Consider the following 18,419-nt stretch of genomic DNA (forward strand, 5'->3'; position numbering starts at 1 on the left):
TGAAGAACAAACGAGGCCAAAATACCAAACGTAAAATCGTCTCGGCGGCCTGGCGGCTCTTTTATGAGCAGGGCTATGACCACACCACCGTCGATGAGATTATCGAACTGTTGGCACAACTGGGACAACGAGTAAGACCAATACAAAAGCCCGCCGGAACACTGGCGGGCTTTTGTGCTACGGGAGGAAGCCATGAAGAACAAACGAGGCCAAAATACCAAACGTAAAATCGTCTCGGCGGCCTGGCGGCTCTTTTATGAGCAGGGCTATGACCACACCACCGTCGATGAGATTATCGAACTGTCGGAGACTTCCAAAGGCTCTTTCTACCACTATTTTGAGGGCAAGGACGCGCTGCTCAGTTCTCTGTCCATGCTGTTTGACGAGAAGTACGAGGAATTGATTCCCACACTGACCGACGATATGGACAGCTTTGAAAAATTGTTGTATCTCAATCAGGAGCTGTTTCAACTCATAGAGAACTCTGTTTCGCTGGACCTGCTGGCCCGGCTGTATTCTACCCAGCTGACCACCAAGGGCGAAAAGCATTTGCTGGACCACAACCGCATCTATTACAAGTTGCTGCGGCAGATTGTTCAAGAAGGTCAGAGCAGGGGAGAGCTGCGGACCGATCTTTCGGTCAATGAGATCACCAAGCTGTACGCCCTGTGCGAGCGAGCGTTGATGTACGATTGGTGCATCTGTAACGGCGATTACTCCCTAAAATCCTATGCAAAAACAGTGATGCCCATGCTACTGCGGGAAATCCGAAAAAATTCCTAATCATCGTCTGAAAACATTTCTGTTTTTGTACGGATAAAATTCATTGATATTAGGGCGTTTTCAAGGAAAATTAAGAAATAAGTCTGAACTACGTTCTGCATTGCAGTCTAATTTTATTTATGATAAGATACCTCCATTCTGCAATACCGTTTCCCACGGAAGGAAGAGAGGAATCCCTATGACGACTGCACATCTGTGCATCATGGCCACCATTGCCGTATACCTACTGGGTATGCTCTATGTAGGCTATGTCTGCTCCAAGAAAAACAACGATACCGACGATTTTTATTTGGGTGGCCGCAAGCTCGGCCCTCTGGTGACAGCCATGAGCGCCGAGGCCTCCGATATGAGCAGCTGGCTTTTGATGGGCCTGCCCGGTGTGGCGTACTTAACCGGCGTGGCCGATGCGGGCTGGACGGCCCTGGGCCTGGTACTGGGCACCTATATCAACTGGCTCATTGTAGCGAAGCGTATTCGCTGCTACACCCACGCCACCGGCTCCATCACTCTACCGGACTTCTTTTCCAATCGCTACGGCGACAAGAAAAACTTGCTGTGTGGTATTGCTGCCGTATTCATTCTGATTTTCTTTATTCCGTATACGGCCTCCGGCTTTGCCGCCTGCGGTAAGCTGTTTTCCAGTATCTTTGGTGTCAATTATGTGACGGCTATGCTGATCAGCGCCGCCGTTATCGTCCTGTATTGCACCATGGGCGGCTTTCTTGCGGCTTCCACCACCGACTTTATCCAGTCGATCATTATGACCATCGCCCTGTTTGCCGTGCTGCTGTTCGGCGTCCATGTGGCCGGCGGCTTTGACAATGTTCTGGATAACGCCCGGTCGCTGCCGGGCTACCTGGGACTGACCGCCACCCATGATGTGGCAAGCGGTACCGCTAAGCCCTATGGCATTCTGACAGTGGTTTCCACATTGGCTTGGGGGCTGGGCTATTTTGGAATGCCGCACATCCTTCTGCGATTTATGGCCATTGAAGACGCAGAGAAATTGAAGTTGTCCCGGCGGGTGGCTACCGGATGGGTCGTCATTGCCATGTTTGTGGCCCTGGCCATCGGCATTGTGGGCAATGCCGCTACCAAGGCCGGCGCTATCCCCGTTTTGGTGGGCAGCGATTCCGAGACGGTAATCGTCCGGTTTTCCGATCTGCTGAGCAGTCACGGCGTTTTGGCAGCCTGTGTGGCCGGTCTGGTTCTGGCCGGCATTCTGGCCTCCACCATGTCCACCGCCGATTCCCAGCTGCTGGCGGCGGCCTCCAGCGTCTCCCGGAACTTGATGCAGGACTTTTTACGGATCAAAATGTCCAGAAAAACCACCATGCTGGTGGCCCGGACGACAGTGGTTTTGATTGCCCTCATCGGTGTGTATCTGGCCCGGGACCCCAACAGTTCCGTGTTTGCCATTGCCTCCTTCGCTTGGGCAGGCTTCGGTGCGGTGTTCGGTCCCGTGGTTCTGGCGGCGCTGTTCTGGAAACGCTCCAATCAATATGGCGCTCTGGCCGGTATGGTAGTGGGCGGCGTCATGGTCTTTGTGTGGAAGTACCTCGTGCGGCCCCTGGGTGGCGCATGGAACCTCTACGAGTTGCTGCCGGCATTCCTGCTGGCCTGTGCTGCCATCGTGGTGGTGAGCCTGCTGACGCCCGCGCCGTCCAAGGTGGTCCGCGACCAGTTCGATCAAGTGAAATCCATGTAAGGTTTAACGGTGCGCTGTGGAGAGACAGCGCACCGTTTTTGGGGGGTATCTTATGATGTATCTTGCCAAAATTCAATCACCACTGGGAATGCTGACGGCCCTGGCCGATGGCGAGACATTGGTGGGACTATGGCTGGAGGGACAGCGCAAATTTGGCGGGAAACACGATTTGGACCAGACGCGAATGGAGCCGTCGCCGGTGCTGGAACAGCTGCGGGACTGGTTGAACCAATATTTTGCGGGGCAGCTGGAACCGTTTCCCGGGCTGGTCCGGCCCCAGGGCAGCGCCTTTGACAAGCAGGTGTGGGCGCTGCTGGGAGAGATTCCGGCAGGGGAGAGCCGGACCTACGGCCAACTGGCGTCCATATTGCATTCCTCACCCCGTGCGGTAGGCGGCGCGGTGGGACGAAATCCTATCTCCATTGTCATTCCTTGTCACCGGGTGTTGGCGGTCGATGGCCGCCTGGGCGGATATGCCGGTGGCCTGGAGCGGAAGCGACTTCTGCTGGACCTGGAACATATCCCATATCGCCTGTAAAAAACGCCGCACCGGTGGAAGATGACCGGTGCGGCGTTTTTGTGTACCGTTTAAGAAACCGTGCCGTGACGGGCGGGACGCTGCTGGGGCAGCATCGCTCTCGACAGGGCGCGCTCTGTGCGCTTGTAGAGGGCAAAGGTGACCACGGAGACCACGGCGCCTTTGAGGATGTTGAAGGGAACAACAGCCAGCAGCACCAGCATGGTCACACTGTCGATGGCGGGGTTGACGGCCTGACCCATGCCGACAATTGCATCCAGGGGCATGCCGTAAAGGACGGAGAACGTGGGCAGCAGGTACAGGGCGTTGAACAGGCTGCCGCAAATAGCCATAACGACGGTGCCAACCACCATGCCGATGACAGCCATCTTTCTGGTCTTGCGGATGTGATAGAAGATGGTGGCGGGCAGGATGAAGGTGCAGCCTACGACAAAATTGGCGAAGTCACCGACGAAAGCTGTGGAAGTACCCTTGAGGAACAGCTTGATCACAACCTTCAGAAACTCAGTGATAACACCGGCCACAGGCCCCAGATAGAAAGAGCAGATAAGCACTGGAATCTCGCTAAGATCCAGCTCATAGAAGGAAGGGGCGAAGAACAGGGGAATCTCAAAATACATGAGAATACCGCCCAATGCGGCGGACATGGCCACAAAAGCAATGTAACGGGACTGGGTGGGGCGGTGCAGGTCGGCATGGACCAGCCGTTCAGCCAGCTTGGCTACAGCCACCAAAGCGGCGAAGACCAGCAGGCTCACCAGCAGAAAGGAAACGTTTTCGGATGCGGTTTGCAGAAGTTCTTTCATTAGGAATCACCTCGTCGTAAAAATAGAAAACACCTGAAAGACTTGTCTTCCAGGTGACGACGAACCCATTGGGGGGACACGCCATATCTTCTTCCATCCAGACTATACTGTCGGTACCGGAATTGCACCGGTTCATGCGTTGCCGCTAGCGGACTGTCACCGCCGATCGGGAATTTCACCCTGCCCCGAAGACATGCTATTCAGTTGCTACACCCGTATTATACCATGGTGTGATGGAATTGCAACCCTTTTTTTGCGGAGCGAAGTATGGTATACTGTTCGACAAATACTGAACAAATACTGGTAGAGCAACTGCTGTGAGGTGAACAATATGGAAATATGGGACGCCTATGATGCACAGCTCAATCGAGTGGAGGGCGTGACGCTGATTCGTGGAGAGGCCATCCCGGCCGGACTGTTCCATCTGGTTTGTGATATCATCGTAAAGCACACAGACGGTACCTATTTGCTAATGCTCCGGGACGGGTGTAAGCGGTTTGGGGGTATGTGGGAAGCGACGGCAGGAGGGTCCGCGCTGCAAGGAGAAAGTCCTGCGGAATGTGCGGCACGGGAGCTTTTAGAGGAAACCGGAATTGCTGCGGAACAATTAACCGAGGTGGGACGCGTGGTATCGGAGACCAACCGATCTATCTATGTGGAATTTTTGTGCGTCACAAGCTGTGAGAAAGAAAGTGTGCGTTTGCAGGAGGGCGAAACCACAGATTATCAATGGGTGAGCCGGGATGCGCTGCTCCGGATGACACAACAGGAACTGGTAACCAAAAGAATGCAGCAGTTTTTGCAGAAACTACAAGGTTGAAAAACCGCTACCCTCCCCAGCGCCCACGGCTTTGCCTAGGGACATGGAGACGGTGAAGCGGAAAACCAACAGACTTTTTTATCATTTTGGGAAACGGGAAGGAGGTTACTCCCTTGATTTGTGCATTTACGGGACACCGGCCCGGGCGGCTGCCCTGGGGCGAGCACGAGGAGGACCCCCGCTGTGATCTGCTGAAAGACTGCCTGCTGGGGACGGTTCGCCATCTCAGCGACAAGGGCGTGGACGTGTTTCTCTGCGGCATGGCCAGGGGCAGCGACACCCTGTTTGCCGAAGCGGTGCTGCGGTTACAGGAAGAACGCCCACAGACGGAGCTGTGGGCGGTTTTGCCATGCCGGGGACAAGCGGATCAATGGACGGCGGCGGACCGGCGGCGCTATCACCGTCTGTGTGGCGCCTGCCGCCATGTGATCCTGATACAGGAAGAGTACACACCCCAGTGCATGATGCGGCGCAATCAGTGGATGCTGGAGCGGTGCGATGTGGTGGTCAGCTTTTATGACGGCGGCAAGGGCGGTACCGGCTGGATGGTCCGTCAGGCGCAGCTGGCCCGGATTCCCGTAATTTCCCTGTGGGAAATCGTCAATGACCCGTCGGAAATTGCAGGCCCTGCATAAGCCCGTCCTGACTGGCCGAGGTCACGTCGCCGCCGATGACCATGTCCTCGTAGACCAGCAGCGTGGCAAAAAACCGTTCGGCGCTGTTCGGATAGTTGAGGACTTCGTAGACAAAGCGGGAGACGGTTTTACCGGCGTAGCGGGTCAGGTCAAAGTTCTGGCTTTTCTGCAACTCATTATATTGTACCAGAACATCCGGCAGCTCCGCCGGAATGCGGACTTCCTGGGATTCCACCGGTTCCTCAGCGACGTCCCAGCCCAGGGATTGCAGATACGCCACCCGCTCTTCATTGTTTGAGACCGTCAGGGCCGATTCCGCGGCGGCGTCGGCTTCCTGGTCGGCCTTGGACCCCAGCGTGACCAGCAGACCCACGATGACCGCAAGGATCAGCAGAATGGCGACCAGTTTTCCCTTGGATACTTTTGTGGTGACAACTACCATGTTGTTTTCCCCCAATCTGAAATTTACCATTGGTGCTATAGCGTATTCGTCCTGTGGGACAAATATGACAAGCCGGAAACCATAACAGGAGGGACCGTATGCAGCGGTTGGACAAAGTGCTGTCGGAGGCCGGTGTGGCCTCCCGCAGAGAGTTAAAAGGAATCATCCGGGCCGGACGAGTCACCGTCAACGGCCAGGCGGCCCGTACCCCGGAGCAGAAAGTGGACGCCGCAGCCGATACCATATTGGTGGATGGTCAGCCCATCACCCGTCCTGGTGTCGTGGTGCTGATGCTCCATAAACCGGCCGGTTATGTGACGTCTACAGAGGACCCACGGGACCCGACAGTGATGGAGCTGATTCCCGAGCCGTATCGCGCCATGGGCTTGTCGCCGGTGGGACGGCTGGATAAGGAAACGGAGGGGCTGCTGCTGCTGACCAACGACGGCGCACTGCTGCACCGGTTGATCTCGCCAAAGCATCGGGTGTCCAAGGTCTATGAGGCGGAGCACGACGGAGAGAGTACTGTTGCCGATGTGGAGGCGTTTCAACAGGGCATTGTGCTGCGGGACGGGGATATTTGCCTGCCTGCGGAACTGACGCCGCTGGGGCCGGGAAAAAGCCGCATTGTGCTCCACGAGGGCAAATATCATCAGGTCCGCCGCATGATGGCCTCTCGTGGCCTGTATGTTCGCTACCTCAAGCGTGTGGCGGAAGGACCACTGGAATTGGGGAATCTTCCCAAAGGCGGCTGCCGGGTTCTGAAAGAGGAAGAAATTTTACAACTGTGAACTTGGTCATTATGCACAACCATTTTTCGGGAAAAGACCGCTGTTTTCCTGAAAAATCGGGATGTTTCCGGCGGCATATGGCAAAAAGAAACAAATATCGGCGATCATTTTGAAATAAAATGTCAAATACCTCTTGAAATATGGACAAAAGCATTGTAGAATCTATGTGAATATTTGTGTATTCCGTTGTTATGCGTTATTTTGAAGGGGAGGGCATCATATGTCCAGTCGGGTGTTTCAGAGCGTCATCGTGCAGATGAAGGATGCCACCGATCGCATGATCGGCGTCATTGACTCTGATGGTAATGTGATTTCGTGCAGTGATACTGCCATGATTGGGGAGAAATGGTCGGACGCAGTCATCAAGCTCAACAGTGCGCCGGATTCCATTGTTATCGTGGATAAGAAGACGTTTAAACCGCTGTCCAGCTGGAGTTCTTATTTTGACTATGCCGTTTTTGCCGACGGCGACGACGAGGCGGCCAGAAGCCTGTGTATTATGGCCTATGTGGCACTTAACGGCGCCAAGACCTACTATGAGGAAAAGCACGACAAGGGTACTTTCGTCAAGAACATTATCACCGACAACATTCTGCCGGGCGATATCTACATCCGAGCCAAAGAATTGCATTTTGCCACCGATGTGCAGCGTGCCGTATTTCTGATCCGCCAGATTGGACGGGCTGATGTAGCGGCAGTGGATGTCCTGCAAAATATGTTTACCGACAAGCAGCAGGACTTTGTGCTCAGCATCAATGAGACGGATATCGCCATTGTCAAGCAGGTCCCGGCCAATGTGGAGAGCGCGGAGCTGTTCAAGATCGCCCAGTCGGTGGAGGATACCCTCAAAGCTGAGCTGTTCATCAAGACGGCCATTGGCATCGGCACCATCGCCAACCATCTGCGGGAGCTGGCCGACGCCTATAAGGAGGCCCAGGTGGCCATCGAGGTGGGCAAGGTTTTCGACACGGAAAAGAGCATCCTCAGCTATGAGAATCTGGGTATCGGCCGTCTGATCTACCAGTTGCCCACCACCCTATGTGAGATTTTTCTGTCCGAGGTCTTCAAGAAAAATTCCATTGATTCTCTCGACCAGGAGACACTGTTTACCATCAACAAGTTCTTTGAGAATAATCTGAACGTTTCGGAGACATCCCGCAAGCTCTTTGTCCACCGCAACACACTGGTGTATCGTCTGGAAAAGATCAAGAAGCTGACGGGTCTGGATCTGCGGGAATTTGACCACGCCATCATCTTCAAGGTGGCCCTGATGGTCAAGAAATACCTGGTATCCAGGGAGAACCGTCTGATCTGAGTATACATTCTGGAGTGATGACATGATTGAGTTTCAGAACGTGAAGAAAACCTACGACAACGGCACCAAGGCGTTGCGGGGTGTCAATCTTCGCATCGATGACGGAGAATTCGTCTTTCTGGTGGGACCGTCCGGTTCCGGTAAGTCCACCCTCATCAAGCTGCTGACGGCGGAGCTGCGGCCCACCTCCGGCTCGGTGCAGGTCAACGGTTTTAAAGTGGAATCCATCAAACAGAGTTCCATCCCGTTTATGCGCCGCACCCTGGGGGTGGTGTTCCAGGACTTCCGGCTCATTGAGAACAAGACGGTTTATGAAAACGTGGCGTTCGCCATCCGAGTGGTGGGCGCCAAGGAGAAGGTCATCCACAAGCGGGTGTCCTATGTGCTGGGTTTGGTTGGCCTGGACAAGAAGGGTCACCGCCTGCCCAACGAACTGTCCGGCGGCGAGCAGCAGCGTGTGGCCATCGCCAGAGCGCTGGTCAACAATCCCTCCATCATCATCGCCGACGAGCCCACGGGCAATCTGGACCCGGCCCGCTCTCTGGAGATCATGATGCTGCTGGAGCACATCAACGCCCTGGGCACCACCGTTCTGGTGGTTACCCATGAACGGGATTTGGTCAACCGCTTTACCAAGCGTGTGGTGGCCATCGACGAAGGCAAAATCATCAGCGACGGAATGGACGGGTACTATACGTATGAAGAGGAATAAATTTGGTTATCTGATCCGCGAAGGCGTCCGGGGCATTTTCCTCCATGGCTTTATGTCCTTCGCGGCGGTCTGCGTTACCGTTGCCTGTTTGATCATCATGGGCAGCTTCAGTCTGATCCTGTACAACCTCAGCGTCATGGTGACGGAGCTGGAACAGGAAAATGAAATGATCGTCTATATTGACGAAACCTATACGGAAGATCAGGCTAAGAGCGTCGGGTCGCAGATCAATATGATTGGAAATGTACACAACGCCCAGTTTATTTCCAGGGAAGAGGCCCTGAAAAACTTTGTGGAAGAACAGAACGATCCCGACGCCTTTGCCGGACTGCAATCCGACACGCTGCGGGACCGGTTTGTGATTACGCTGGAGGACAACACCCTTATGCGGCAGACGGAAAATGATCTGCGGCAGATTCAGGGGGTGGCCGATGTATCGGCCCACTACGAGATCTCGGAGGGCTTCACCACATTGCAGCATGTGCTGCGCATTGCTTCTGTGGCCATCATTGCGGTACTGCTGGTGGTGTCCCTGCTGATCATTTCCAATACGGTCAAACTGGCCATGTATGACCGTAAGGATGAAATCGCGGTCATGCGCATGGTGGGCGCCACCAACGGATTTATCCGGATGCCCTATGTGGTGGAAGGCTTCCTCCTGGGCATGTTCGGCGCTGCCGTGGCCTTTTTCCTGGAGTGGGGCCTGTATAAGCTGGTGGCGGAGCGCATTGCTTCGGTGGATACGCTGCGGCTGTTCACCGTGGTGCCCTTCTCCGAGGTCCTGTATCTGATGATTGCCGCCTATGCCATCACCGGCTTTATGGTGGGCGTCTTTGGCAGTCTTCTTTCCATCCGTAAATTCCTGAACGTCTGATCATCTGGGAGGATACCATGAAACAACGCAGATTACTTGTATCCATCGTAGCCATTATTCTGTCTGTGCTGATGCTCGGCGGCGTATTTCTCAGTGTGCTGCCGGTTCCCGTATCGGCGGCCTCGTCGTCGGAGTTGAAGAACAAGATCAACGACTTGCAGAGCAAGGCTGATGAAATCGCCGCACAGGCGGCGGACCTGCAACAGCAGATTGCCGATAATCAATCGGAAACGCAGTCCATTGTGGACAAGAAAGCCAACATCGATCAGCAGATTGAGCTGACCCGCCAGCAGGTGGAAAACCTGAACCAGCAGATTCAACAGTATAATCTGCTGATTGCCGCCAAGCAGGAGGAGCTGGATCAGGCGCTGGACAATGAGACGAAGCTCAATGAACAGTATAAGCTGCGTCTGCGGGCCATGGAGGAGACGGGCAACGTGTCCTATTGGTCGGTTCTGTTCAATGCCAGCAGTTTTACCGATTTGCTGGACCGTATCGATATGATCTACGAGATCAGCGAGGCTGACCAGATCATGCTGCAGCAGCTGCGGGATGTGGCCGACCAGATTTCCGCTGCCAAGGCGGAAGTGGAGGCGGGCCGCGCCGAACTGGAGGCCGCCAAGGCGGAGCAGGACGTGCTGGAGCAGCAGCTGTCCGAGCAGCGTGCCGAAGCTGACGCCATGATCACCGAGCTCATGAGCAAGCAGGACGAGCTGAAAGCCGCCAGCGAGACATATGACGCCCTGGAGGCGGAAGTACGCCAGCAGATTTTGGATACCCAGAAGGCTTACGAGGACGCACTGGCCGACGAGGAGGCACAGCGGAAGATTGAGCAGGCCCGTCAGGAGGCTGCCAGCGGCAACATCAGCCGTCCCAGCGGCGGCGCCAGCAGCAGCGGCTTTGTGTCCCCGCTGCCGGCAGGCAGCTGTTATGTGTCCTGTGCCTACGGCTACCGGGAGCACCCCATCTACGGTTACTATTCCATGCACTCCGGCGTGGACCTGGCTGCCGGTGCCGGCACGCCCATCTATGCTGTTAAGAGCGGTACCGTGACCACGGCTACCTATAGCAGTGTTAACGGCTATTATGTCTCCATCAGCCATAATGACGGCTTTGGCAGTCTGTATGCCCATATGACCAACTATGTGGTGTCTGTGGGCGACTATGTCAATCAGGGCGACATCATCGGCTATGTGGGCAGCACCGGTTGGAGCACCGGCGCACACCTGCACTTTGAGGTGTTCTACGGCGGCTCCAATGTCAACCCCATGGATTACATCTCTATCTAACCGAAGATTCCAAAGCCCCACAGTGTGCCCGGAGCGGGGCACACTGTGGGTGTCCTTGATTTTATGGCAGAAGGGAGTCAAACCTTGAAAAAATTCTGGAAAGCAGCCATGGTCCTGGGATTGATGGCCGCCAGCGCGGCGGTGACGTTCTGCATCACCTACCGGGAGCTGGGCAGCGCCATACCGTCCACACCGTGGACAGCCAAGACCGAGGAAATCAGCCGGTATCTGGATGCGTACTTTATCGATGAGTACGACCCGGAGCGGTTGGCCGACGGGGCAGCCGCCGGTATGATTGCAGCCACCGGCGACGAATGGAGCTACTATATCTCCGCCGATGATTACGACGCCTATTTGGAGCAGATGAACAACGCCTATGTGGGCATCGGCGTTACCATTCAGGCAGAGGACGGACTGGACGGGTTCCGCATTATGGAAGTTACTGCCGACGGACCGGCTGACCAAGGCGGCGTCCAGGTGGACGATGTGCTGACCCATGTGGAAGGGGAGTCGGTGACGGAGCTGGGGCAGGAGGAAACTGTGAACCGGGTCCGGGGCGAAGAGGGGACAGAGGTACAGCTGACTTTGAGCCGCGATGGGGAACCCTATGATGTGACGTTGAAGCGGGGCAATGTCCAGCAGGCGGTGGCCACCTACACCATGACCGAAGATAAAATTGCTGTCATCACCATTGCCAATTTTGACGCCGACTGTGCCCGCCAAAGCATGGCCGCCGTGGAACAGGCCCAGGTCGAAGGGGCAAAAGCCATTGTGTTCGATGTTCGCAACAACCCCGGCGGTATGAAAACGGAGCTGGTGAGGCTGCTGGATTATCTGTTGCCGGAGGGCGTGCTGTTCCGCAGTGTGGACTATGCCGGTGAGGAGGAAATCGACGAATCCGATGCCGCCTGTGTGGACCTGCCCATGGCGGTGCTGGTCAATCATGAATCCTACTCTGCAGCGGAGTTCTTTGCCGCAGCATTGCAGGAGTATGACGCAGCGGAAATAGTCGGTACCCAGACGTATGGCAAGGGCAATTTCCAAAGTACCTTCCCCCTGTCGGACGGCTCGGCCATCGCCATTTCCATCGGCAAATACTATACGCCAAAGGGCGTCAGCCTCACCGGCGTGGGCATTACTCCCGACGTGGTGGTGGAGCTGAACGACGAAGAGGCCGTCAAGCTGTATTATAACCAGCTGCCGATGGAGGAGGACCCGCAGATGCAGGCGGCTCTGGCATTGTTCCAAGAATCTACTTGACGAAGGAACCGGAATCTTCTATAATCAACAAGATAACGCATCAGACAAATCTTTGTCTGTACAATAAATGATAAAATTTGGAAGGATCGTATCTATGGCTAAGGAATATAAGATCAGCAGCGCCCGCCTGAAGCAGCTGGAGGACGAGCTCCACTACCTCAAGACCACCCGGGAAAAAGAGGTGGCCGAGCATCTGAAAGAGGCCCGCAGTTTTGGCGACCTCTCTGAGAACAGTGAATATGACGAGGCCAAGAACGAGCAGGCCAAGCTCTACGGCCGCATTGCCGAGGTGGAGAACATTCTGGCCCATGCTGTCATCATCGATGACGCCAGCGAGGAAAACAGCGGCCGCATCGGTCTGGGCTGTGTTGTCACTGTCCTGGACCTGGATGTGGACGAGACGGAGACCTATACCATTGTTGGCTCTCAGGAGGCCAACCCCATGGAAGGCTGCATCTCCGATGATTCTCCCTTTGGCCGCGCCATGGTGGGTAAGACCGAGGGCGACACAGTAGAGGTGGAGGCCCCGGTGGGCATGCTGAAGTTCAAAATCATCTCTGTGGAGAAGAAGGCCTGATACGACAAAGGAGGTAACCCAGTGTCTGAAGAAAAGAGAAATGAACAGCCCGAGGTGTCGTACAGCGATCAGGTGCGCATTCGTCGGGAGAAGCTGAGCCAGCTACAGGAGAGCGGCAATGACCCGTTCCAGCTGACAAAATTTAATGTGACCAGCGACAGCGCTACCATCAAGGCCAATTTTGACGCCATGGAGAATCAGCCGGTGTCTGTGGCTGGCCGTCTTATGAGCAAGCGCGGTATGGGTAAGGTCAGTTTCTGCGATTTGCAGGATAAGACCGGTCGCATTCAGCTGTATGTCCGAAAGGACGAAGTGGGCGAGGAGTGCTATAACTTCTTCAAGAAGTATGACATCGGTGACATTGTCGGCGTTGATGGCACCGTATTTCGCACCCAGCGGGGTGAAATGAGCGTCCGGGCGGAGAAGGTGACGCTGCTGAGCAAATCCCTGCTGCCGCTGCCTGAGAAATTCCACGGCCTGACCGACAAGGAGACCCGGTATCGTCAGCGCTATGTGGATTTGATTGTCAATCCCGAAGTCCGTAAGAACTTTGAAATCCGCTCCAAGTTCATTAAGCACGTCCGTGACTTCATGGACAACCGCGGTTATATGGAAGTAGAGACGCCGGTGCTGAACACCATCTCCGGCGGCGCTACGGCACGTCCCTTTATTACACACCATAACACGCTGGACATTGATATGTATATGCGGATTGCCACCGAACTGCCCTTGAAGCGGCTGATTGTCGGCGGCATGGACCGCGTGTATGAAATTGGCCGTATCTTCCGAAATGAAGGTATGGACCCCAAGCATAACCCGGAGTTTACCACCATTGAGCTCTATCAGGCGTATGCTGATTTCAATGATATGATGGACCTTTTTGAAGACCTGCTGACCTCTGCCGCGCAGAAGCTGCTGGGGACCTATGAGGTGGAATGGCAGGGCGAGAAAATCAATCTGGCGCCCGGCTGGCCCCGTATGCCCATGCACGAAGCCGTCAAGAAGTACTGCGGCATCGATTTCATGACCATCGACAGCGATGAGGATGCGGTGGCCGCTGCCTCCGCCATCGGCGTGGAGCTGCCGGAGACGGCGGATAAGACCTGGGGCAACGCATTGTATGAGTGCTTCGACCAGCGGGTGGAAAAGCAGCTGATTCAGCCGACCTTTATCACCATGCATCCGGTGGATGTGTCTCCGCTGGCCAAGCGGTCCCCCAAGGACCCCCGCTTGACAGAGCGCTTTGAGCTGTTCATCTGCCATAGCGAAATGGGCAACGCGTTCTCCGAGCTGAATGACCCCATTGATCAGCGCAGCCGCTTCCAAAAGCAGGTGGAGCTGCGGGACAAGGGCGATGATGAGGCCGGTATGATGGACGAGGATTTCCTGACTGCATTGGAATACGGTATGCCCCCCACGGGCGGCTTGGGTATCGGTATTGATCGCTGCGTGATGCTGCTGACCGGCGCCGATTCCATCCGTGATGTGATTCTGTTCCCCACCATGAAGCCCCTCGCAGACTAATATCCAAAAAATACACGATATAGAGTGATATTTGCTGTTGCAAACACTATATATTGTGGTTCATTGAAGGTCAGACTTTATTTTACCACAGCGTTACCACATTTGCTGAGAATACCACACAGAAGTGTGGGAGGGTAGGAGAGTGGATCTGACCGATTAGGTCGGCAGGACCAGCCAAGTGTTATGCTTGGAGTGGCCGCGTTATGCGGTCTAAAATGGGCATTCGCGCTAATCAAACAAACGATATAGGGAGTCGGTCTAGTACCGGCTCCCTTATTTTTTTGTATAAAAACAAGGGTACAGAAATCCGTTAAGGAAGTCTGTACCCTATTTTTTTTGTATGCCGCTCAGGGGTGGCTCAGGAGAGAAGATTAGACATCGAATAGTGTACGAGTGTTGATAGATCCAATGTCCGCTCTAAAAGCGCGTAAGCGGCCTTATATTAAGTCTTGCTTTTTTCCAGTATAACCGTGAGTCCGTTTGCTATCTCAACGCGAAGCTCGTCTCCATCATAACTAAGCAGTTCATAGTCTGTTGCCTCGTCTGGGTCGTATAGTTCGACTACCGTATCCTGCACGGTGTAAGAAAGCTCTATTTCTTCTGTGCTGTCAACGTAGTCGGGCCTGATTAGTGTGGCATTCCCACTCTTTGTGAAAATTATAGAGATCTTATTAAAGCCTACAGAGGTTTCTCCATATAGTTCGCTGATGTCGTCTGTAGAGACATATTCTCCGTTACAGTCATAGCCAGATACAATCCACGTCCCTGCTATCGTATCTCCGCTGCTCCCACAAGCTGTAAGCAATAGGGAGAGTGTGGTTAACATAAATATAAAGCCGAAGATTCGTTTCATGTCATTTTATCCCTTCTTTCTTTTATTGATTATACTACCAAATAGATACAAATACAACCTATGGTTTATTGAACCTAGTACATTTGCAGTGCCCATAAGGGTTGCTATGGCGCAGCCAGTAGCTGCTAACCTCAATTATGCGACCACAATTATGACACTTACATTTCCAGCGTGTCTCGTTGCTGGCAATACGTTCATTTTGTACTGGTGCTATTACTTCAAGGTGCCCAAACTGCATCCCGGTAAGGTTATATTTAAGCTGTGATCTGGCGCATCCGCAAGATGTCGTTTTGCCATTACGAAGACTTTCGGACAGTACAGATACAACATTTCCACATTCACATTGGCAGATCCACTTTGCCTTACCTGGTTTTGCAGTCGTATCCTTTTGAATCACTGTAAGCTTATCAAAGACCATGCCTTTAAGATCAATCAAAGATGATGACTTATGCCTTAGGCATCCGCAAGATTTTGTGCCATTCTTTTTTAATAAGTTGGTGGACGACACGACAACTATATTCCCGCATTCGCACTTGCACATCCACATAGGCCGTCCAGGCTTGTTGTCTTCAACTCTTTTTATAACCGATAGCATATCAAATGTGCGCCCGGTGAGATCTATCAATTTCCCCATTTCCAGCCCTCCTTGTTAAGAAATTTTTATTTTCCCTTCAAGGTTTGCAAATGAACGCTTCTTCGCTTCTTTTGTTGCTTCGGCATAGATATTCATCGTCGTTTCAATATCTGCATGGCCCATGATTTCCTGAATCACTTTTAGATCTTTTTCATTCTCACAAAATCTTGTACAAAATGTGTGTCTTAGATTATGAGCAGAGAAGTGTCGAATAAGCACAGGATCTCGTCCTTCACGATCGGCCTTAATGGTTTCATCTTCAATGTACGCAGCACAAATTCGGTCGATGGCACGATTAACGCTATGAGGAGATAGTGGATCTCCATAGCGATTTTGAAAAATAAATCCTGTATATCCATCAATGATTGAGTCGTTAAATCCTGTAATACTCTGCAATTCCCACTCTGCTTGTAGAGCAGTTTTAACATCAGACAACATAGGAACTATTCGGACGCCGGCACTTGTTTTCGGAGTGACGATATGAAAGCGAGCTTTTTCTTCGCCCTCGTATTTCCGGTACACCATATTATGGTTGATACTAATAATCTCTTCCTCGAAGTCGCAGTCTTCCCAACGCAGGCCAATTACTTCTCCAATTCGGCACCCTGTGCCAAGCAACACAGTAAATAAAGGAAGCCAATGCTGATAGACTTTATGAGTTTTCATATAGTCAATGAACGCAGACTGCTCTGCAATGGTTAAAGCGTGACGCTTGGGTTTTTCCCAGTTGTAGCTTTTCTTGATCTCTGCCATTGCGCCGGCTGCGGGGTTGATGCGAATATAGTTATCTCTAACTGCTAATGTGAAAGTAGGGTGGAGAATAGTGTGAATAATTTCCATTGAATTTGGCTTGAATCCCTTATCTCTGATCAGACCGGTGTAAAACGCTTTGACGGTAGAATATTTGATTTCAGAGATCTTCTTTTTCCCGATACTATCTCTCACGTACTTATTGTACATATAAAGATAGTTGCTACGGGTGGTGTCTTTTAATTCTGGTTTGTTTGCCATATAGAGATCGAACAGTTCGTTGAGCGTAGCCTTATTTTCAACGGAAGCTTTAATTCCGTCTTCTAGGTCACGGTTGATTTTGCGCTCTTTCTCTCGTAAACTAAGGTCATCCTTGCAACCTGGAGGAATGCGATCGGTCGGCACAAGGCGTCTACTGTAAACATCATGCCGAATGCCGTCTGCATCGGTGTAGGTATAACGGTAAGTCCCGTCCTTTCGTTGTGTTTCTCCATCTTTGAGAATACGTCCTTTGTTATCTGTTCGCTTTAATCCAGCCATACCAACCCCTCCTTACTTCATCAAAATGGTAATTTTCCAGTTACATAATATCTTTAGCAATTACTTGTGTCAAGTGGGAATCCTTACATAGTTACGGTTGAAACTCAATGTTGATTTTTTCAGTCGCTCGGTTTACAATAAGGTTGTGGGCGGGGAGGTGTTGATATGCCAATGGCTGAAAAAATTCGGATTGCTTTAATTAAACGCAATATGACACTGAAAGATTTGGCTGCTCGAATTGGCTGCACTTCTCAAAATTTGAGTGGGAAGTTTAGACGAGATAATCTTAGTGAAAAAGAATTGATAGAGATCGCGTCTGCCCTTGATTGTCATTTTGAGGGACGGTTTATTAGAAATGATAATGGTGAAGAAATCTAAAGCTAGAAGAGCGTAGGAATAACCCTACGCTCTTTTTTTTGCCATTAGAATAGATGGTACCAGAGAGCTTTCAAAGTCCGCTTCCATTTCCCGTTGACATACTCAAACCCATTAACATAGATACGATTATTGACAACGGCTGTTGTAGTGTGCCCACTACGCTTCCCAGGCGGGGGAGAAATTGTTTCTCCATTGATAAAGATGCTGTCTCGTGTGACAGTAAGATTAAAAGCCATATGAACCTCCTATACAATAGATAGCCGGTACAACAAAATGCTAATGGTCAGCCTATCCAGAGATAAGATCAACGTATGTTTTGACCTTTTCCACGTTCCAAAAGATCCGCTTTCCAATTTGAATACGAGCTTCGGCAGCATCGCCGATCTGTACTGCGGAATGCCGCCCACAACTTAACATGGCCTGAAGCTCGTCGGTAGTGATCGCGATCTTGTTTTGGGTATCTACGGTGTTAAATTGTTTTGTTGCTCTCATATAGAGTCTCCTTTTTGTTAATCAAAGGCACGTTTTATTCAGAATTAGGCATTCTGCAAATTCAATCAGACTGTTTGTAAGCGCTTGTTGCGGAGCAAACTCGCCAAACAGCTCAATTTCCTTTTTGAGATGAGCCATGATGGCGTCTTCTTTATTTTCAAAACGCCCAATAAATATCTTTCTGCTATTAAAAGTGATACTTGCCGTCCACTTTTTTCTTCGTTTATCAAAGGAGACGCCGATAACCCCGGAGCTATTAGTCGAACGCAAGCCGCGATTCCGGTTGTTCTCAGCATAGCTGCAGCAACGGAGATTGTTTTTCCGGTTATCGTAGCGCTTACGATTTTTGTGGTCAACATATTGATCCGGGCCGGCGTGCATTACAATGCGATGAAAGCGAACAATGCGCCGGATGCCGGCGTAATAATAACTGCTCGTTAAATATCCGCCTTTATCAACATACCAGTTAGTACGGCTCTGAATGATAGGGAGGTCTTCGATGTCAAAGAAGAACTCGGCCACTCCGATATACAAAACTCCGTATGTGTCAAACAGCTTTACATTGTTCGCCATCACCGCGCACCTCCTTATGGGTGGTGATTTTTGCTTTCAGTATACCATGCCCCGGAAACCGGATCAAAATATCTTTCCATTGCCAAGGCGTCTCTTGCTTTGATGATTTGCCTTAACGGCTCTGC

Annotated in this window: 21 protein-coding genes and 1 riboswitch; of the genes, 15 read left to right on the plus strand and 6 right to left on the minus strand. The window is 52.3% G+C overall.

Annotated elements, in window-relative coordinates; all coding sequences use genetic code 11:
* The 4 genes from ACTQ33_RS07555 to ACTQ33_RS07570 all read left to right on the plus strand — a co-directional run.
* Positions 1-227: TetR/AcrR family transcriptional regulator (locus tag ACTQ33_RS07555; protein WP_441463542.1), on the plus strand; the 227-nt coding region annotated here is incomplete at its 5' end.
* On the plus strand, positions 193-783 hold the full coding sequence (locus ACTQ33_RS07560; protein ID WP_441463544.1) for a TetR/AcrR family transcriptional regulator: 591 nt from the start codon (positions 193-195) through the stop codon (positions 781-783). The genes ACTQ33_RS07555 and ACTQ33_RS07560, both read left to right, overlap by 35 nt.
* Before the next feature lie 178 nt (positions 784-961).
* Positions 962-2,491: a sodium/proline symporter gene (locus tag ACTQ33_RS07565; RefSeq protein ID WP_441463546.1), complete on the plus strand. Its 1,530-nt coding sequence runs from the start codon at positions 962-964 to the stop codon at positions 2,489-2,491.
* 52 nt (positions 2,492-2,543) lie between these two features.
* Positions 2,544-3,029, plus strand: a complete 486-nt coding sequence (locus tag ACTQ33_RS07570) for a methylated-DNA--[protein]-cysteine S-methyltransferase (RefSeq protein WP_441463548.1) — start codon at positions 2,544-2,546, stop codon at positions 3,027-3,029.
* A 50-nt stretch (positions 3,030-3,079) separates the two neighbouring features.
* Here ACTQ33_RS07570 and ACTQ33_RS07575 read toward each other — a convergent pair whose 3' ends face one another.
* The gene (locus tag ACTQ33_RS07575) at positions 3,080-3,835 is read right to left on the minus strand and encodes an ECF transporter S component (RefSeq protein ID WP_441463550.1); all 756 of its coding nucleotides are present in this window, start codon (positions 3,833-3,835) and stop codon (positions 3,080-3,082) included.
* 81 nt (positions 3,836-3,916) lie between these two features.
* Positions 3,917-4,032: riboswitch (FMN riboswitch) on the minus strand.
* Between the two features lie 134 nt (positions 4,033-4,166).
* On the opposite strand from ACTQ33_RS07575, the gene ACTQ33_RS07580 reads away from it, so the two are divergent.
* Both ACTQ33_RS07580 and ACTQ33_RS07585 read left to right on the plus strand, forming a co-directional pair.
* Complete coding sequence (locus ACTQ33_RS07580) at positions 4,167-4,655, plus strand: NUDIX hydrolase (RefSeq protein WP_441463551.1); 489 nt, start codon at positions 4,167-4,169, stop codon at positions 4,653-4,655.
* A gap of 113 nt (positions 4,656-4,768) precedes the next feature.
* On the plus strand, positions 4,769-5,290 hold the full coding sequence (locus ACTQ33_RS07585) for an SLOG family protein (RefSeq protein ID WP_441463553.1): 522 nt from the start codon (positions 4,769-4,771) through the stop codon (positions 5,288-5,290).
* Here the strand turns inward: ACTQ33_RS07585 and ACTQ33_RS07590 are convergent.
* On the minus strand, positions 5,256-5,732 hold the full coding sequence (locus tag ACTQ33_RS07590) for a DUF4830 domain-containing protein (protein WP_441463555.1): 477 nt from the start codon (positions 5,730-5,732) through the stop codon (positions 5,256-5,258). The two genes, ACTQ33_RS07585 and ACTQ33_RS07590, sit on opposite strands and share 35 nt — an antisense overlap.
* 98 nt (positions 5,733-5,830) lie before the next feature.
* On the opposite strand from ACTQ33_RS07590, the gene ACTQ33_RS07595 reads away from it, so the two are divergent.
* From ACTQ33_RS07595 to lysS, 8 genes are all read left to right on the plus strand, one after another.
* Complete coding sequence (locus ACTQ33_RS07595; protein WP_441463557.1) at positions 5,831-6,523, plus strand: pseudouridine synthase; 693 nt, start codon at positions 5,831-5,833, stop codon at positions 6,521-6,523.
* A 220-nt stretch (positions 6,524-6,743) separates the two neighbouring features.
* Positions 6,744-7,838 carry a PucR family transcriptional regulator gene (locus ACTQ33_RS07600; protein WP_441463559.1) on the plus strand — a complete coding sequence of 365 codons (1,095 nt, stop codon included), beginning with the start codon at positions 6,744-6,746 and terminating at the stop codon, positions 7,836-7,838.
* Between the two features lie 22 nt (positions 7,839-7,860).
* The gene (ftsE, locus tag ACTQ33_RS07605; protein WP_441463561.1) at positions 7,861-8,550 is read left to right on the plus strand and encodes a cell division ATP-binding protein FtsE; all 690 of its coding nucleotides are present in this window, start codon (positions 7,861-7,863) and stop codon (positions 8,548-8,550) included.
* On the plus strand, positions 8,537-9,424 hold the full coding sequence (gene ftsX, locus ACTQ33_RS07610) for a permease-like cell division protein FtsX (RefSeq protein WP_441463563.1): 888 nt from the start codon (positions 8,537-8,539) through the stop codon (positions 9,422-9,424). Before ftsE ends, ftsX begins: the two co-directional genes overlap by 14 nt.
* Positions 9,425-9,441: 17 nt before the next feature.
* Positions 9,442-10,713 carry a murein hydrolase activator EnvC family protein gene (locus ACTQ33_RS07615; protein ID WP_441463565.1) on the plus strand — a complete coding sequence of 424 codons (1,272 nt, stop codon included), beginning with the start codon at positions 9,442-9,444 and terminating at the stop codon, positions 10,711-10,713.
* An 84-nt stretch (positions 10,714-10,797) separates the two neighbouring features.
* Positions 10,798-11,973 carry a S41 family peptidase gene (locus ACTQ33_RS07620; protein WP_441463567.1) on the plus strand — a complete coding sequence of 392 codons (1,176 nt, stop codon included), beginning with the start codon at positions 10,798-10,800 and terminating at the stop codon, positions 11,971-11,973.
* Between the two features lie 94 nt (positions 11,974-12,067).
* A complete protein-coding gene (gene greA / locus ACTQ33_RS07625; protein WP_441463568.1) occupies positions 12,068-12,550 on the plus strand; it encodes a transcription elongation factor GreA in 483 nt (160 codons plus the stop codon).
* A 21-nt stretch (positions 12,551-12,571) separates the two neighbouring features.
* Positions 12,572-14,074, plus strand: a complete 1,503-nt coding sequence (lysS, locus tag ACTQ33_RS07630; RefSeq protein WP_441463569.1) for a lysine--tRNA ligase — start codon at positions 12,572-12,574, stop codon at positions 14,072-14,074.
* Between the two features lie 442 nt (positions 14,075-14,516).
* Here the strand turns inward: lysS and ACTQ33_RS07635 are convergent, their stop codons facing one another.
* Both ACTQ33_RS07635 and ACTQ33_RS07640 read right to left on the minus strand, forming a co-directional pair.
* A complete protein-coding gene (locus tag ACTQ33_RS07635; RefSeq protein ID WP_441463570.1) occupies positions 14,517-14,927 on the minus strand; it encodes a hypothetical protein in 411 nt (136 codons plus the stop codon).
* A 649-nt stretch (positions 14,928-15,576) separates the two neighbouring features.
* Entirely contained in the window at positions 15,577-16,851 is a 1,275-nt protein-coding gene (locus ACTQ33_RS07640; protein WP_441463571.1) for a tyrosine-type recombinase/integrase, read from the minus strand.
* Between the two features lie 165 nt (positions 16,852-17,016).
* On the opposite strand from ACTQ33_RS07640, the gene ACTQ33_RS07645 reads away from it, so the two are divergent.
* Positions 17,017-17,229 carry a helix-turn-helix domain-containing protein gene (locus tag ACTQ33_RS07645; RefSeq protein ID WP_441463573.1) on the plus strand — a complete coding sequence of 71 codons (213 nt, stop codon included), beginning with the start codon at positions 17,017-17,019 and terminating at the stop codon, positions 17,227-17,229.
* A gap of 288 nt (positions 17,230-17,517) precedes the next feature.
* On the opposite strand, the gene ACTQ33_RS07650 is transcribed toward ACTQ33_RS07645, so the two are convergent.
* Positions 17,518-17,721 carry a hypothetical protein gene (locus ACTQ33_RS07650; protein WP_441463575.1) on the minus strand — a complete coding sequence of 68 codons (204 nt, stop codon included), beginning with the start codon at positions 17,719-17,721 and terminating at the stop codon, positions 17,518-17,520.
* A 21-nt stretch (positions 17,722-17,742) separates the two neighbouring features.
* Positions 17,743-18,294, minus strand: coding sequence for a hypothetical protein (locus ACTQ33_RS07655; protein ID WP_441463576.1), 552 nt, complete (start codon positions 18,292-18,294; stop codon positions 17,743-17,745).
* Positions 18,295-18,419: the final 125 nt, after the last annotated feature.

It is taken from the genome of Candidatus Avoscillospira sp. LCP25S3_F1, from assembly GCF_052117125.1.
In the GTDB taxonomy this organism is placed as follows: Bacteria; Bacillota; Clostridia; order Oscillospirales; family Oscillospiraceae; genus Avoscillospira_A.